The sequence below is a fragment of the Streptomyces sp. NPDC051677 genome (genome assembly GCF_044453465.1).
GTDB lineage: Bacteria > Actinomycetota > Actinomycetes > Streptomycetales > Streptomycetaceae > Streptomyces.
This window is the reverse complement of the sequence record NZ_JBITCT010000101.1, coordinates 979-15,282: the sequence shown is the minus strand read 5'-3', so window position 1 is coordinate 15,282 and position 14,304 is coordinate 979. Positions and strand designations below refer to the sequence as shown.

Annotated in this window: 22 protein-coding genes; 1 reads left to right on the top strand and 21 read right to left on the bottom strand. The window is 66.6% G+C overall.

Annotation, left to right across the window (positions count from 1 at the left end):
• Positions 1 to 126: 126 nt before the first annotated feature.
• From ACIBAF_RS47875 to ACIBAF_RS47775, 21 genes are all read right to left on the bottom strand, one after another.
• Positions 127 to 450, bottom strand: a complete 324-nt coding sequence (locus ACIBAF_RS47875) for a hypothetical protein (RefSeq protein WP_399472915.1) — start codon at positions 448 to 450, stop codon at positions 127 to 129.
• A gap of 15 nt (positions 451 to 465) precedes the next feature.
• Complete coding sequence (locus ACIBAF_RS47870; RefSeq protein ID WP_399472912.1) at positions 466 to 768, bottom strand: hypothetical protein; 303 nt, start codon at positions 766 to 768, stop codon at positions 466 to 468.
• Positions 769 to 883: 115 nt separating this feature from the next.
• Positions 884 to 1,567, bottom strand: a complete 684-nt coding sequence (locus tag ACIBAF_RS47865) for a hypothetical protein (protein WP_399472910.1) — start codon at positions 1,565 to 1,567, stop codon at positions 884 to 886.
• Positions 1,564 to 1,788, bottom strand: coding sequence for a hypothetical protein (locus ACIBAF_RS47860; protein WP_399472908.1), 225 nt, complete (start codon positions 1,786 to 1,788; stop codon positions 1,564 to 1,566). Before ACIBAF_RS47860 ends, ACIBAF_RS47865 begins: the two co-directional genes overlap by 4 nt.
• On the bottom strand, positions 1,785 to 2,132 hold the full coding sequence (locus ACIBAF_RS47855) for a hypothetical protein (RefSeq protein ID WP_143569419.1): 348 nt from the start codon (positions 2,130 to 2,132) through the stop codon (positions 1,785 to 1,787). Before ACIBAF_RS47855 ends, ACIBAF_RS47860 begins: the two co-directional genes overlap by 4 nt.
• The gene (locus tag ACIBAF_RS47850; protein ID WP_399472906.1) at positions 2,129 to 2,566 is read right to left on the bottom strand and encodes a hypothetical protein; all 438 of its coding nucleotides are present in this window, start codon (positions 2,564 to 2,566) and stop codon (positions 2,129 to 2,131) included. The genes ACIBAF_RS47855 and ACIBAF_RS47850 overlap by 4 nt, the downstream gene beginning before the upstream one ends.
• Entirely contained in the window at positions 2,563 to 2,832 is a 270-nt protein-coding gene (locus tag ACIBAF_RS47845) for a hypothetical protein (protein WP_399472904.1), read from the bottom strand. Before ACIBAF_RS47845 ends, ACIBAF_RS47850 begins: the two co-directional genes overlap by 4 nt.
• 19 nt (positions 2,833 to 2,851) lie before the next feature.
• Positions 2,852 to 3,304 carry a hypothetical protein gene (locus ACIBAF_RS47840; protein ID WP_399472902.1) on the bottom strand — a complete coding sequence of 151 codons (453 nt, stop codon included), beginning with the start codon at positions 3,302 to 3,304 and terminating at the stop codon, positions 2,852 to 2,854.
• Positions 3,301 to 4,806 carry a DNA cytosine methyltransferase gene (locus ACIBAF_RS47835; protein WP_399472900.1) on the bottom strand — a complete coding sequence of 502 codons (1,506 nt, stop codon included), beginning with the start codon at positions 4,804 to 4,806 and terminating at the stop codon, positions 3,301 to 3,303. The genes ACIBAF_RS47840 and ACIBAF_RS47835 overlap by 4 nt, the downstream gene beginning before the upstream one ends.
• A 69-nt stretch (positions 4,807 to 4,875) precedes the next feature.
• Complete coding sequence (locus ACIBAF_RS47830; protein ID WP_399472898.1) at positions 4,876 to 5,358, bottom strand: hypothetical protein; 483 nt, start codon at positions 5,356 to 5,358, stop codon at positions 4,876 to 4,878.
• 59 nt (positions 5,359 to 5,417) lie between these two features.
• Complete coding sequence (locus ACIBAF_RS47825; protein ID WP_399472896.1) at positions 5,418 to 5,573, bottom strand: hypothetical protein; 156 nt, start codon at positions 5,571 to 5,573, stop codon at positions 5,418 to 5,420.
• Positions 5,570 to 6,427, bottom strand: a complete 858-nt coding sequence (locus ACIBAF_RS47820; protein ID WP_399472894.1) for a hypothetical protein — start codon at positions 6,425 to 6,427, stop codon at positions 5,570 to 5,572. The genes ACIBAF_RS47825 and ACIBAF_RS47820 overlap by 4 nt, the downstream gene beginning before the upstream one ends.
• A gap of 84 nt (positions 6,428 to 6,511) precedes the next feature.
• On the bottom strand, positions 6,512 to 6,961 hold the full coding sequence (locus ACIBAF_RS47815; RefSeq protein WP_399472892.1) for a hypothetical protein: 450 nt from the start codon (positions 6,959 to 6,961) through the stop codon (positions 6,512 to 6,514).
• Between the two features lie 108 nt (positions 6,962 to 7,069).
• Positions 7,070 to 8,083, bottom strand: coding sequence for a helix-turn-helix domain-containing protein (locus ACIBAF_RS47810; RefSeq protein WP_399472890.1), 1,014 nt, complete (start codon positions 8,081 to 8,083; stop codon positions 7,070 to 7,072).
• A gap of 89 nt (positions 8,084 to 8,172) precedes the next feature.
• Positions 8,173 to 9,300 (bottom strand): PD-(D/E)XK nuclease family protein, encoded by a 1,128-nt coding sequence (locus tag ACIBAF_RS47805; RefSeq protein WP_399472888.1) that lies wholly within the window; start codon positions 9,298 to 9,300, stop codon positions 8,173 to 8,175.
• A gap of 31 nt (positions 9,301 to 9,331) precedes the next feature.
• On the bottom strand, positions 9,332 to 10,423 hold the full coding sequence (locus tag ACIBAF_RS47800; protein WP_399472886.1) for an AAA family ATPase: 1,092 nt from the start codon (positions 10,421 to 10,423) through the stop codon (positions 9,332 to 9,334).
• Positions 10,424 to 10,446: 23 nt separating this feature from the next.
• Positions 10,447 to 10,791: a hypothetical protein gene (locus tag ACIBAF_RS47795; protein ID WP_060904449.1), complete on the bottom strand. Its 345-nt coding sequence runs from the start codon at positions 10,789 to 10,791 to the stop codon at positions 10,447 to 10,449.
• A gap of 218 nt (positions 10,792 to 11,009) precedes the next feature.
• Positions 11,010 to 11,597, bottom strand: coding sequence for a hypothetical protein (locus tag ACIBAF_RS47790; RefSeq protein WP_075662111.1), 588 nt, complete (start codon positions 11,595 to 11,597; stop codon positions 11,010 to 11,012).
• Between the two features lie 180 nt (positions 11,598 to 11,777).
• Positions 11,778 to 12,032, bottom strand: a complete 255-nt coding sequence (locus ACIBAF_RS47785) for a hypothetical protein (protein ID WP_399472884.1) — start codon at positions 12,030 to 12,032, stop codon at positions 11,778 to 11,780.
• Between the two features lie 31 nt (positions 12,033 to 12,063).
• Positions 12,064 to 12,912, bottom strand: coding sequence for a peptidoglycan-binding protein (locus ACIBAF_RS47780; RefSeq protein WP_399472882.1), 849 nt, complete (start codon positions 12,910 to 12,912; stop codon positions 12,064 to 12,066).
• A gap of 40 nt (positions 12,913 to 12,952) precedes the next feature.
• Positions 12,953 to 13,276 (bottom strand): hypothetical protein, encoded by a 324-nt coding sequence (locus tag ACIBAF_RS47775; protein WP_399472880.1) that lies wholly within the window; start codon positions 13,274 to 13,276, stop codon positions 12,953 to 12,955.
• Positions 13,277 to 13,891: 615 nt separating this feature from the next.
• Between ACIBAF_RS47775 and ACIBAF_RS47770 the strand changes: the two genes are divergently transcribed.
• Positions 13,892 to 14,304, top strand: a 413-nt coding sequence (locus tag ACIBAF_RS47770; RefSeq protein WP_399472878.1) for an FG-GAP-like repeat-containing protein, incomplete at its 3' end; no start/stop codon positions are given.

The following is a 14,304-nucleotide window of genomic DNA, read 5'->3' as shown; positions in this document are numbered from 1 at the left end:
ACCCCCCAGGTCATGCCTTCGACAGGGGGACACAGTCATGCCGGGCCCGGAGGCCAGCGGCCCTCTTGCAGGACCGCGGAAAAGATAACGGGGGATGATCACCGGCGGCCGGGCGAGATCGTTGGGCTAGTTGGCTCCGCCCATGGCCCAATGGACGCCCCGCTTCTCGTCTGCCTCCTGGCTGCGGTGCAGCGCGAGGCGGGCGTCGCGCTCCTCGGCGCTCTCCTGCCACATGCGAATGTCGGCGATGTCCACATGCCGGAACTGATCGGCGACGATCGCGGCGGCAGCCTCCGCACCGAGGGCTTCCTCGCCGTTGTTCAGGAAGGTTCCCGACCCTCCCGAGTGGCGGCCGGGAACCTTGGTCCAGTAGCACTCAGGGTCGCAGGTGCAGCGATAGGTGTAGCTGATCTTCCAACGGCGACTGTTCAGTTGCTCTTCGCGGTTCACAGAAGACCTCCTCTCTCAGCCGACGGGGATGGGACGGTTCTGCAGATCCAGGAAGATGCAGGCGGCTGCGGCGGTGGGCATGTAGTCGGCCACGATCTGACCGTCCTCGTCCCAGGCGAGGAGTTGGACCAGGACGTCGAGCAGCGGCTCGGGGAGCATCTGCCGCCAGTTGACGTAGTCGGTGCCGGGGAACCACTCCTTGCAGGTCCGCTGGAGGGACTCCGTGATCGCCTCGGCCAGACGGTCCGCCTGGGCGGGGCTGATCGGCTCGGCGCTCAGGCGCTGGCGGATGCCCTCAGGGCTGAAGGGATCGGTCACGGTCTCTCCTGACGGTTGAAGAAGGGGGCCGCTCCCCCTTCTCTCTGGTTCTATTCTATATGCATTCATGAGGGGGGCAAGATTTTCGGGGGATTTTCTTGATCACCGGAAGGCTTTATTTCCCCAGGTCAGCAGCCATGTCCGCAGGCGTGAGGTCGCGTATGTGGAGGACGAGCCGCGCTCCTGCGACCACGTGCCCCATGCGCATGTCCGGGCCGACGACGCGCGTGTGGTCGTCGTCGGCCAGGACGCCTTGGTCCACCAGCCCGTCGATGCACGCCTTGAAGCTGGGGTACCAGTTGGCGGGGTCTCTCCTCTGTCTGTCCTCGGGATGCAGGACGCCGATGATGTGGACCCGTTCCAGGGGCGGCACCGCACGCGAGGCCGCCCAGGCCGCGCGCCTCAGCACCCTGGTAATCTCCGCGCGCTTGTGGTGGTGGAGCCGCTGGTTGGCGTTCAGGAGCGTCAGGCGGGGCGGCAGTGCGACCCTGAACTGACGACCGGACATCCCCTCGAACCAGTCCGGTTCCACCTCGCCCGAAACGCCGACCGGGGGCACTGCTGTGGGCGGCACCGACTCTGTTACGTCGGGGGCGTATCCGCTCCGGCGCGGCACGCCGGCGTTGGTGGAGGCCGACGCGTGCAAGGCGGAGATCAGCATGAGGCGGCGTCTGCGGCCAGTAGCAGCGTCCGCGACCAGGGCGCGCATGTCCCCCGGCTTGTACTGCTCGATCCGTATGCGGATGCTGTCCCGCGGGTCGCAAGCCACGAAGATCCGTCCCGGCCTGATATGGGTCACCTGCGGCCCCGGTCGAAGAGATCCGACAGAACCTTCGTCGCCACTGCGGCCGGCCACGCGACGATGACAGCCGCGAGGTACAAGGCGACGGCGCCCGGCCGTAGTTGGCAAACGAGTCGCAGGATCGGGTCGTCGGCGAGCAGCCTCCGGTAGGCGTCCGCCAGGACCACGACTCCCGCTGCCCATGCGAGCAGGACAAGCAGGGTGAGCGCACTGGTCACGACTCCACCTTTCTGGCGTCGACGTGAACCCAGACGGTTCGAAGGACGCGGGCTCGGGCGAGACGCAGGGCAAGGGAGGCGGTACTGCCGTTCCGGTGGGCAGCGAAGCCCGCGCAGATGGCGGGGGCATCGGTGCCGAGCGTGGCGTGGCAGACAATGTGCCCCTCCTCCGCGATGGCGCAGTCGATCATCTCGGCTACGCGCCCCTCTTCCAGGCGCATGAGGTTGCCCGGCCGGAAGATGCACGTGCCGCATCGCCCTGCACAGATCCGGACGCTCCATGTCGCCGGGTCGGCAACGTCGTGGCGCAGTCCGTCAGACGAGTAGGTGGCAGAGGCGGTCATCGGTTCGCCCCCGGAGTGGCGGCGCGCACTGCTTCACCGGTGGCTGCCAGCAGCATCTCCATGCAGGCGGGCAACAGTTCGGGGTCCGGCGCGGTGAAGGCGGCCCCGTAGAGGGCGAGCGTGGTCGCGCTGTCCCCGTTGGCGAACGCGGTGATGAAGCGTGCTGCGAAGATGTGCGGCGTCGGGACGATGTCCTCGGGACGGCTCCCGTTGGAGGTCAGGATGATCCAGGACGACGTCTCGCCGTCGAGTCCCCGCACCTTTGCCAGTGCGGCCTTCGCCATGACCCCGAGCTCCGTAGCGACGCCGTACATCAGCGATGGTGTCCCGGTTCGCGCAATGTTCGCCAGGGCCTCCTGGGCCTCGCCGTGGCGCCCTTCCGTCCAGTGGGCAACCGCCTCGGCGAGGCGCTCGGTGATCATCGGGTGCGTCACTGGGTCGCCCCGTTCGTCGGCATGACCGGCACGGACCAGGTACCTGGCTGGCCCGGTACGTCTCGCCAGCCGTTCACCGCGTCCAGGGTCCGGGCGTCGGGTCGAATCATGTAGCCGTGCTCTATCAGCCGGTGACCGGCGCTGGCCGGGCGAAAGCTGTCCCAGCCGAAGAAGAGGTCCACCAAGTCGCCGTCGCAGTCCTCGGCCAGAACTCGAATCCGGTAGCCGTCCGGCGTGCCGGTGCATATTGCGGTCAGCTGCTTCACTGCGATTCCTCTCGGTTGGTCAGGGGATTTCAGGGAGTTCGAGCTGCTGCACGGCCTGTTCCTCCGCGTCCAGCGGGTTCGGGCCGGGGCGGTAGTAGGGCAGGCACCGGGGGCACTGCTGCTCTACGGCCCGGCGGTGAGCGCGCGATCCGGCGGCCGTGCCGCACGATTTGCGGATGACCGGGACTGGCAACTCGCCGGGGTCGGCGTCCGGCAGCTCGTGGATGATCACGCCGTTGAGCCAGATCCGGCCGCCGCAGATTCCGGTGAACAGGCTTTTGGCTGGGACGACTTGCCGGATGCAGGCGGCTCGGTAGGGGCAGCCGCCGCAGACGTAGAGGACGGGTTCGCAGATGGCGACCAGTTCGATGCCGTTCTTCCATCTGTCGTCGGCAACGGCGAAGTCCTCGTCGCCGAAGCACGGGGCGTGGGAGGTGACGTGGGTACCGATCAGGGTTCGTGATCCGGTCACAGGACGGGGTCCAATCGCTGGCCGAAGAACCTGGCAACGTTGACTGAGACCGCATTGCCCGCCAGCGCGGCCTGCTCGGCCTGGTTGCCGTAGACGACGTACTTCGCGGGGAACCGCTGCCCCGCGAGCTGTTCACGGGGCTTGAGCATCCGGAAGTAGCAGTCGTTGATGTCCGGGGCGTTTTGCACGAGAGCAGCTGAGTCGCGGGTGGAGAGGGTGTGGACGGGTTCGGCGGCCGTCTTCACCGCAGCCTTGCGGTAGGGCACGACGAGGGTGTTCCGCGCGCGGTCGAGCACGGTGCCGGCGTGCGTGACGAGGCCGTGGTGGTTGCCCTGGGCGGTGACGACGCTGAGCGGGTCGCTCGCGGGGCTGGCGGTGGCGTGGTTGCGGTACTCGATGATGAACGGGTCCATCGTCAGCGGGGCTTCGCTCTCGCGAGTGGTGCGAGTACGCATCGGCACGTCGACGGGAACGGCGTCGGTGTTCCACGAGCCGCCAGTCGGCACCAGAAGCGCGTCGCCCTGCTTCACCGTCCGCGCGGGCAGCGGCCTGTCCTCGACGGCGAACGCCCTGTCCCCGCCGTCCTTGCCATGGGTGAGCGAGATCGAGTACGGACGCCAGGGGAACTTCTGTCGGCCCGCGTGGATGCGGTCCATGGAGGTGTCCGCGAGGGGCTTCTTACGGTCGCCGATCCGCTTCCCGAGGTCGGTCCAGTCGATGATGTCGCTCGCCGGGCGCACATACGGCTCGACCATGGCGTGGCGGCAACCGGTGTTGGGGCAGCGGTAGATGTAGTCACGCCGGTACTTCCCGATGCGCAGACCCTCGTTCTTGGTCCACGACTGGACCGCGTGCACGTCCTCACCGCAGTCGACGCAGGGAGCGAGCGGCCTGGGCTCCAGGTCGGGCTTGCGCAGGGTCTTGAGGGTGAAGACCACGTACATCCGGTCGCGCCACTGCGGGGCGCGCAGGTTGATCTCGTCGCCGACGTGGGCGCTGCTGACGCACACAATCTGGTACCGGTATCCGAGCAACTCCATGGCTTGGAGCCAGGTCGCGAACAGGATCCAGTCCAGGCCGAATTCGACGACGTTCTCGACGACGATGGCTTTGAATCGCTTCGCTTCCGCGGCTCGCACCACGCACCACGCGGTAACCCGGGTCGCCTCGAAGGCGTCCTTGGTCAGGGACTCCCACTCGTCTCGTTCCTCTTCGAGCAGGTCGAGGAGATCAAGTTGGTTGGTTTCCCGGCGCTTGCCGCCCGCAGGGCTGATCTCGGTGCAGATGACGGATGCCCAGAGTGCATCGGCCTTGGGCAGCATGCGCATAGGGAAGCCGTCACTGAGCGTCATGACGGCGTGCTCAGAGTTGGGATGGTTCGCGGCGTGCGTCTCGATCGCGAGCCGCCAGTGGTTGATGCCGAGCAACAGCTCGTGCCCGGCTTCGACAAGTCCAGTGCTGCTACCGCCCGCGCCGCACAAAAGGTCAATCCAAGTGGCCATGTGGGTAGTTGTTCTCCAAGAGGTCCTGCGCGCCCGGCCCCGTATCGCGGGGCCGGGCAACGGCCGAGATCAGTGAGTGCGGAGGCCGCCGTGTGCCTGCGCATGGCGCAGGAAGGCGATCCATATCCCCCACGTCGGGTCACCCACGGGCATCTCTGCGATGGCCACGCTCGGGTGCGCGTCATAGGTGGTGAGGGCGGCGGTGATCTCGGCGACCGTCACGAGGAAGCCGTCGTTCGAGTCGATCTTGTACCTGGGTATGCCAGTCGGCACTGTCTCGGAGGCGTCCTTGACTGCCTGGTAGGCGGTCCGGAATTCGGCGACTCGGTTCGTCGTGCTCCCGTCGTATTTGGTGCCGGGCCGGAGGTCCACGCCCGCCAGCCCGTAAGCGGACAGCTCCGGGTATGACGGGACGGGCAGCTCGACGAGCATCCCGAAGTTCTTCATCGCGTCGAGGGTGCGCGGCAGTGCGGTGAAGGCGAACCGGAAGTAGTTCCCGCCCCCTTCGGCTCTCTTGCCGTCGGAGGTCTGGATGTAGATGTCGTTTCCCACGAGGGTGTTCTCCAAGAGGTCTGCGACTGCCCGGCCCGGAGTCGGGCCAGGCAGCGCGATCAGCGGTGGGCGGCTTGGCGGTGGTGGACGCTGCCGCAGGTCATGCAGCGCGGGACCCGACTGTGGGCCTCCCAGCGGAGTTCTTCGATGACGATCACGATGAGGCCGGCACTGACCCCGAGGGCGAGCGTGAGCAGGGCGTACATCACGGTCACCGCGCCACCACCTCGTAGCGAGCCGGGCAGGGCTGCAGGAGCTGCATGCAGGCGACGAACACCCCGTGGGCGTCGTTGGTCGCGAGTCCGTTGTCCAGCGCGGCCTGGGTACGGGCTCGTTCGTCGTCATCCTCCGGGTGGGCGATGACGCAAGCGCAGCGGCGCTTGCCGCTCTCCTCCGGCGGGACCGGCTCGGTGCCCGCCCTCATCACCTGCCCGACAGGCGCGAGGTAGACGGTGGCGACCTCTTCGTTCAGCTCCCACACAGTGAGCGGCCAGTCAGTGCCGCCCAGCGCATGGACGCACGTCCAACCCTGTTCCGCCAGCACGCGCGCGGCGTTGCCGTACTCCTTGATGGCCGCGTCGTTGTCGGCGAAGGGGCCGTGGAGCAGCTTGGACACCGGCCGGCGCTGCGTCGTCACGACCTGAAGCTGGACGGAAACCATCTGGACGACGCGAGGGGCGAGATGCCGCTCGGTGACGAAGGCCGTGATGGCTTGGATGAGCGGGACGACGTTGTTGCCGTGCTTGGCCTGCTCCTCACCCTCCCTGGAGTCGTAGACCAGCTCGTCGATGGTCGGGTTGTCGTGGTGGGCGCGCCGGACGTGGAAGCCCTCCAACTCAGACGGGTCGATGGGCAGGGAGCCGTGGGAGCTGACCCACAGGTGCGAGCCGTCGGTGAGCTGAGCGTGAATGCCGAACTCCCCGCCGGAGATTTCGACGTCGGTGACGAGCGGAATGTGGCGCAGTGCGCTGATGACCGGCTCGTACGTGTTCCACAGGGTCAGCCACAGCATGTCGTCGGTGTTGTCGTGCACGGGCATCGGGGCCAGCGGTGCCAGGTCGTTGCTCACAGTTCCTTCTCCAAGAGGTCGTGTGCCAGCCAACAGTACAGAGTTGGGATCTATCTCAGGGCAAATTGATGCACGCCGACGCGCTCACCACAGGCTGGCGACGAATACAAGGCGCGGGACCTTGCGCCGCTCCTCTCGCGCCTGCCGGGCGAGGGCGGTCGAAGCCTCCAGCTCGTCGGCACGCTGGGCGGCGACATCGGCGATGTCCAGCGCCTGGTGGGCAAGGCCACGGGCCTGCATGAGCGCCCGGCGGTTCTCGCGGTGGTCGAGGTGGATCTCGGCACCGCCGACGTCGTTGAGCAGTTCGCCGACGATCTCGTCCCACACCAGCTTGGCGCGCCCGAGTCCACCGAGATGGCGCTCGCAATCGACCACGTCCTTCAGATCGGCGATCTGGATGAGCATGTCGCCGACACCCTCGGGGTCCTGGCGGTAGAGGTCAGCGAGGCCGTGGATCTGCTCACGGGCGGCAGCGCCGCTGTCGAGCACGAGCGCACCCTTGTGACAGCGGCGAAGGATGGGCAGGTAGTCCATGTCGTCCTTCCGATCAAGAGGGGGCCCTGGGGTCCCTCCCCTTCTGGTTCTATTCTATATGCATTGCCAGGGATGTCCATATTCTTGACGGAATTTCCTTTCGGGTGCCTAAGTTTTTCGCTGGCTACCTCCCTTCCGGGCTCGTACGGCCTCGCGCACAGCTCTGCGCGCCTCTTCGGTCGCTTCCGGGTGCTCCTCGACCCGTCGGCGGCGCATGGCGGCGTCCTCGTGCCACTCATCCCAGAAGCGCCCGCGCTCCCGGTGTTCCTCGTCCTTGGCCTCCTCCTGCTCTCTCCAGCGCGCTGCACGCGGGTTGGTGCCGCACCCACGGCAGGAGGCAGCGGGGCGACCCCGGTGCTTCGTGCAGCCCTTAGGCGGCTCCCCGCGCTCCGGAGCGGAGTCGTCTGGTCGAGCGGACGCGGGCTCCCCTGCGGCGTCAGCCGCGGGGGTAAGGGGGGAAGGAAGGACAGAGGAAGAACCAGGAAAGGAAGGGGTTCCACCGCTGGAACCCAATGGGTTCCCCCCGTGAAACTCACCGGGTTCCACGGGTGAAACCCGACTGCCCTGCCCGCCTGGGTTCCCCCCGTGGAACCCTCCCTCTTCGCCTGGGTTCCCCCCGTGGAACCCTCCCTCTTCGCCTGGGTTCCCCCCGTGGAACCCAGCTTTCACCTGCGGCGATTCGCCCTTATCTCGACGAGCGGCCTCGCGGTCTTCGACGTCCTGATAGGTCATCGCAGGCTTCGCAGGGGCCGAACGCGCGACTCCGGAGCGGGCCTTGTTGGCGTTCTTCGGGGCAGCCTTGCGGGCCTCCAGGCGCTCCTTGAGCTCCGGCGTGGTCGGCGTGGGCGGTACCCCGAGGGGGAAGACCCGGTAGACCGCCGCGCGTCCCACCTTGCCGGTCTCCACGCGCTCGACAAGCCCTTTGGCTATCAGCTCCGTGACGATGGTGATGGCGCGCTTGTCGGTCACGCCGACCCATGCCGCGAGGCGGGTGAGGCCAGGGCGCGCGAGTCGCGTCTCGTCGTCGGCGCTGTCCGCGATCTTCATGAGGGCGAGTTTCTGGCTCTGGCTGAGCACGTCAGGCGGCAAGTAGGCCGCAGCGATCATCAGTTGGATGGACACGGTTCCCCTTGGGCAGTACAGGCACGGCGGCAGGACGGGGCGCCCCGCCCGGTCGCTGCCGGGCGGGGCTGAGACTCATCGGAGTCGGCTCAGGCCGGCGCGATGTTGATGACCGCGGGCGTCTTCTTGCCGGTCTTCCGCCGGGGGATCGCCAGTCCTGCGTCCTTGAGGTTCTTGACCATGCGGTTGACGTCCGGAGTCATCGTGACCGGGATTCCGGCGACCTCATGCAGGTCGACCATCGCCTCCACGTCGTCCTTCTCCTCGTCGTTGCCTCCGCCCCAGGAGAGCTTGTTGGGGCCGTAGATCCCCTCCGGGGATCGGTCGAGCTTCTTGCGCGCGAACTCCTTGATCCTTTTGCCCTCGCTGAAGAGCTTGTGTCCGTTCACGTAGTCGATGAGCGCCTGTTCGCGGTCAGCGTCGTTGCGGATGAGTGCCGTCTGCTCGGGCACGCCCGGAGCCGTCCCAGGCCAGCACAGGGAGCGGAACGGGCAGTAGTCGCAGATGGCGTCCAGACCGGGACCGTTGAAGTCGCGGGGCATCTCTTCGGGGTTGCCTGTCTCGCGCACACGTTCCACCCACCACTGGGCCTCCGCCGCGCGCTGCGGGTCGAAGTCGATCTCCTGGACGTGCTCCGCGCCGGAGTCCCGGTTGATGAACCGGAAGCGAATACGACCGATGTTCAGTGGCCCCAGGCGGGACAGGTACCGCTGGCCGGGCACGTCCTCGAACCCGACTTCGAACAGCGCGCCCGCGTACAGCTGGACCTGCCGCAGCTCGGCGGCCGTGGCACCGTAGCGAAGAACGCGGTCCCACAGATACGTGGACTTGGTCTTCACGTCCTCCACGGTGAGGACGTCGGCGGGTACCACTGGCCTGTGACGAGCGGGCAGGCGAGCGGCCGTGGCCTTATCGAGCTGTACGACGTCGACGTGCCCTCGGATCAGGTCGTCCTGGACACTGCGTTCCACCAGCCATCCGTACTCCGTGCGCGCCGACTCAAGCAGCCCGTGGTGAATGAACGTTCCGAGGATCGCGGCTCGCTTGTCGGGGTGATCGGTCGGCGTGACGCCGTGCAGGATGTAGGCAGCGCGCCGTCCGCACACGGTGTCGGACGCGCCGAGCTGTGTCTGACGAGAGCGGGGACGACGGGCGTCCACGTCGTGTGCGGCATCCCAGATGGAAGGTGCGATGCCGTCAACTGTGGCTACGGACATAGGGAGTTCTCCAAGAGGTCAGCGTGGGCGGTCACTGCTCGGCGTCCGCGTCTTGCTCGTCGGCCTTGCGCTTGGCGGCGGCACGGAGTTTGTCGGCGTCGGACAGTGGGCCCTCCCCCATCTCCTGCCGGGGGCTGTCGAGTTCGGCGGCGCGCTGCTCGGCGGCGGCCCGGACGGTGAGGATCTCGTCGTGGCTCAGGCGGTTCACCGGATCCGGGACGGCCCGCCACAGCGCCTCCAGGAGCTTCTTGTCCGTCAGGCCGGCGATGCGTGCGAGCCAGGGCTGTACGAGATCGCCGACGAGCGCGGGCATGATGCGCGGCTGGGACTCGACGGAGCAGCCCAGCTTGTTGAAGACCAGGTCCTCGATGGTGAAGTCCCGCAGCGGCAGCGGCCTGTTCCGCTCGACGCGCATCCGGAGCGATCGGACCTTTATGACCTGCGGGTCGGCGTTGCGCTTCATGCGCACCCAGCACGACGAGTCGAATCCAAGGTCTTTCTGGGCCGAGACCTTCCACTCGCTCTTGTTCTGGATCGGCTGGCCGTGGTCGTCCGTGGCGCTGACCTGCTTGCCGCGGGCCAGCACGATGGCGATGCCGGGCAGTGTGCGCAGGAGGTAGATGATCCTGTTCCACCGCTCCGTGGCGTCGTTCCACAGATTCCGACCGATGTCGAACGCGGCGTCCGGGTCCTCCTGGAGCAGCGCACGGTTCTTGCGAGTCCGGCGACCGCGTTCGTAGGTCCAGTTGGTGAGCATCCGCCACAGCGCGGATCCCGAGTCGATGGTCAGGACGACCGGGGGCTCTCCGGCTGCTGCCGCGCGCCTGGCCTCGGCGTGCACGGCCTCAACCTGTTCGAGAATGTCTCGGTAGGTGCCGTCGTGCTCGATGATCAGATAGTTGGCGCCCTCGATGGCCGCGTATTCGTCGGCCGATCCCTCGTCGAGGTCGATCCAGTACATCTGACCGATGCGGTCGCTGCTGGAGAACTGCGCGGCGGAGTAGGTCTTGCCCGCGCCCTCCTCGCCCTCGATGAGGAGGAGAGGCCAGGGGACGATCCCCGTCGGCTTGCGTGTTTTCAGTTGGGCTGCGGGCGGCTTTGCGGTGCCCGTCGGTGCGTTCACGATCTGGCTCCAAGAGGTCGTGGTCAGTCCGCGCGCAGGGCCCGGACTTCGAAGAGGGCTGACCACTCCGGGTGTTCGGCCAGCAGGAGCCGTACGTACCGGGAGCGGTAGTCGTTGTTCAGCGCGAACTCGTCGCCTCGGGTCGCCGCGCCGTACTGATAGCGAAGGAGCTCGAAGAGCATCCCGATGCCGATGCGGCCGAACCCCTTCTCAGCGCAGTCAGCGGTCATCCGGATCAGCGCCCTGAGAACCCAGGGGTTGAGCGCGTGGAACGCCTCGAATCGCTGCTGGATGGTCAGACTGCCGACATCGGCGGGGTGGCGAACGGGCTGAATGGTGCCGAACAACGGCGGCTGTTCGATCAGCAAGGCTCCCCCATCAGAGATAGATCTAACGCGCTGGAGTGTTGGAATCTATCTCCGCCCGGAGGCGTTGTCGATCGACAACACCGCCGCCCACCCTCCGGCGGCCCCCTGGATCGCCGCACGATCCCCCCTTGAACGAGCGAAGCGCACCCCTTTGGGTGCGCTTCCATTCTATATGCAATCAAGGGTTGAATCAAGAAAAGAAAGCCTCTGACCTGGGGTTATTCGGCGCTCTTGTTCGCCGCCCTGCCCCGCGGCACAATCCTGGATCCGGGCCCGTCGTAACTGCCGTCACGCAGGGCAGCCAAGACCTCCTCATCGATCACCCAGTCCACTCCACGCGCACCCGCCTGTAGCGCGGGTGCGTCTGCAACGACCGGCTCCAGGAGCCAGATCGGCGATCCGGACAGGTTGTAGTCGGCGGGACGGAACCGGCCCGTACCCATGGCCTTCCGCAGGAGTGCGCCGGACGGAAGCCGGAACAGGGCCACCAACTCGGCCTGACCTACCAACGGGGGGAGTTGCTCAACCTCTCTCGCCCAGTAGCCCGGGTCCTGCTCCTTGGTCAGCCGCTCAAGTTCCGTCTGATTGAGGTGCTTCGGGCGCGGGGTCGTCTCTCCGAAGCCCTTGACGAACTGGAGGAGCCAGTACGGCGACCCGCTGATGATCTTGGCGTAGCGGTAGTCAAGGGTGTGGTCCCTGCTGATCCACTGGCTGACCTGGAGCCGCTTCACGTCGTACAGCGCGGCGAACTCAGCTCCGCCGGCCAGGTACGGCTTCCTTCCGGCCGGCGCCTTGTCCTCTGCCACCTCATCGCCTCCAGCTCACGTTACGTCTGCATATAGATTGTAACCAGCGTGGGAGCGGAGTCCGAACCCGCCGGAGAGACGATAGGGTGGAGTCTCCAAGAGGTCGAAGACCCTCGTCGCGAGACGGGGGTCTTCTTCCATGATGGGCTCCCAGGCTGCTCGACGTCACCTCATCGTGGGTCAGGTACGCGGCAGCGTAAGCACCGTGCTCTCGTACTTCGGCGGACGGGCGTAGCCCAACAGCCAGCCGAACCTAGGCGACAGGTGCTCCTCGGCGAACCGGAAGACGCCGTAGTAGGAGACGGTGGCGACCGGGGTCAGGACTCCCGTGACGGCCGTGGCGTCGAGATCGAGTCCGTGGCGGAAGGCCACCGCGACGAGCCAGCCGACGGCGGCCGGGACTCCCGTGCGCAGCAGCGAGGCGTAGAGGTTCATGAGGACGTGCTCCTTGAGCTGTTGAGGGGGATCAGGCGAAGAGACGGCGCCAGGTCTCCGGACCCGGGTAACCGTCGGCGTCGGAACCGGTCCACTTCTGGGCGTGCTGGAAGTCGACGACGTTGAGGCGGTCCGCCTCACCCCAGTCGCGGGACGGGCCGACGCGGTAGTGCTTGCCGTAGCCCTTGCGCACGAGCTGCTGGCCCAGCAGGAGGATCGAGGCATTCGACTTGCCGGGGCCGAAGGCGCTTCGGCCGGGGAACGCCGGCGGACCCGGCTTGGGCGTCGTCGACGTCGTGGTCGGCCACTTCGGCATCGGGCCCGGGTCCGTGTGCGTGTTCTCGGGCGTCTGGCCGTGGCCGTAGTGCCCGCCCTCCGTCTCCCAGATCTGCTCGCTTCGGTTCGCCTTCCAGGTCGGGCCGCCCATCGGCCAGACGTCCGGCACCCCCCAACTCCGCGCCCAGGCCAGGATCTTGTCGAGACCCTTGGCCGGGGTGTCCCGGACGGTCGCGTACGACTTCCCGTTGACACGGCAGTACGGGAAGAACAGGGTCTCGACTTGGAGACACACCTTCCCGGTGCGGTTAGTCCGGGTGCCGCCGGTGGTATCGACGACCGACTTGGACCGGCTGTTCGCCGGGTAGAACTGGGCGGTCCTGCCTGTGAAGGGATCCCAGAGCAGATGCGGTGCGGCTTCCTTGCCGCCGTCGGTGAAGTACTGCACGAGCTTGTCGAACGCCACGAGATCGGCGGGCTTGGCCGCCGTGGCGTTCTTGTCCCACGTGATGTGCCAGATGACGCGTGGGTCGAACTGCGTGTCGGTGGGCGCGGTGTCGCTGAGCGGGTGCCGCTCAGTTCCAGGCAGCCAGAGATCCGGCATGGCGCGATCCTTGTTCTCCCCCGCGCCTGCTGTTCCGAGCCTACAGTCCGAGCTTGCCGGTCACGATCGCAACGATCACTCCCACCACGACCGGCGCCACGAGGGCGGTAAGAGCCAACCGCCGTACACCGCGGGCCTCTTGGCGCTCCGTCTCGCGCTCGCGCCGCATCTGAGCGACGTCGTCCTCGACGGCTTTGATCCGTACCTCGTCGGTCCGCCTGTCGGCGTCGTACTGGATCTTCGTCACCATCTCGGCGAGCCGTGCGCTGAAGGCAGCGAAGTCGGCGCGCAGGTCGTCGCGCATCTGCTGCATGGCCCGCAGCAGTTCCCACGGCGTGGGGTCCTGTCCCGGCGGCGCGCTCACGGTGCTCCCTTCGGCAGCCCCGCACCGCTGACGGCCAGTCTATGAGACACGAGGCAGTCCTGGACTGCCGCGCCTACCTGCTAAGAAGTCGTCTCATTTGGACGGCTGGGTAAGCGCCCCCCGGGCCGTCTCGGGGTCGTGGAAGGGTGCTCAATGACGACCAACGCTGACAACCATCGACAGCTAAGTCGCAGGGCGTTGATCGATTATTCGGCCGCAGGTCAGGAACCCGGCCATTCACTTCTTCGGGTGCCGCTCACAGCGCCTATATGGGCGCTCCCGTGTTGCGCGCTTTGAGTCGGCGCAGCACCATTGCGAGAGAGGCAGCGTAGGCGACACCATGGCCACCGGTAATGGATGTTACCCCAGTCTTCGACGTGTCGGCGTTTCCCACTGGCCGAACTGCTGTCATCGATTTATTGGCCTTGATGCTTCAACTTCACTTTAGATCGTCACCGTATTCCGTCCCTCGCGTTGCCCATGCCGGCCGAGGCCTGCTCACCCGTCGATGTCGGGTGGATTGTGCGCCTGCTCGCGGCATTTGAATTAACGAGTGAGGCCGCGCCGGATAAAGCAAGTCGCTACGAGCATTGCTAAGTATGAAGGAGTCAAGAGATGTCGGATATCCTGTGGCAGCACGACGACGGCAGCCTGCAAATCTGGTTCATGAATGGCCATAAGATCAGGAACCGCATCGGACTCGTAGACGACCACGACGCGACGATTCTCGCCGCTCCGCCCTGGCGAATCGTCGCAACCGGAGACTTCAACTCCAACGGCAGCCCGGATATCCTATGGCAGCACGACGACGGCAGCCTGCAAATCTGGTTCATGAATGGCCATAAGATCAAGAGCCGCATCGGACTCGTAGACGACCACGACGCGACGATTCTCGCCGCTCCGCCCTGGCGAATCGTCGCAACCGGAGACTCCAACTCCAACGGCAGCCCGGATATCCTATGGCAGCACGACGACGGCAGCCTGCAAATCTGGTTCATGAATGGCCATAAGATCAAGAGCCGCATCGG

Excerpts from the sequence above, each read along its gene's own strand:
- ACIBAF_RS47855 (WP_143569419.1), bottom strand. The coding sequence starts at position 2,132 with ATGACCGCCTCTGCCACCTACTCGTCTGACGGACTGCGCCACGACGTT.
- ACIBAF_RS47835 (WP_399472900.1), bottom strand. The coding sequence starts at position 4,806 with ATGGCCACTTGGATTGACCTTTTGTGCGGCGCGGGCGGTAGCAGCACT.
- ACIBAF_RS47815 (WP_399472892.1), bottom strand. The coding sequence starts at position 6,961 with ATGGACTACCTGCCCATCCTTCGCCGCTGTCACAAGGGTGCGCTCGTG.
- ACIBAF_RS47805 (WP_399472888.1), bottom strand. The coding sequence starts at position 9,300 with ATGTCCGTAGCCACAGTTGACGGCATCGCACCTTCCATCTGGGATGCC.
- ACIBAF_RS47785 (WP_399472884.1), bottom strand. The coding sequence starts at position 12,032 with ATGAACCTCTACGCCTCGCTGCTGCGCACGGGAGTCCCGGCCGCCGTC.
- ACIBAF_RS47780 (WP_399472882.1), bottom strand. The coding sequence starts at position 12,912 with ATGCCGGATCTCTGGCTGCCTGGAACTGAGCGGCACCCGCTCAGCGAC.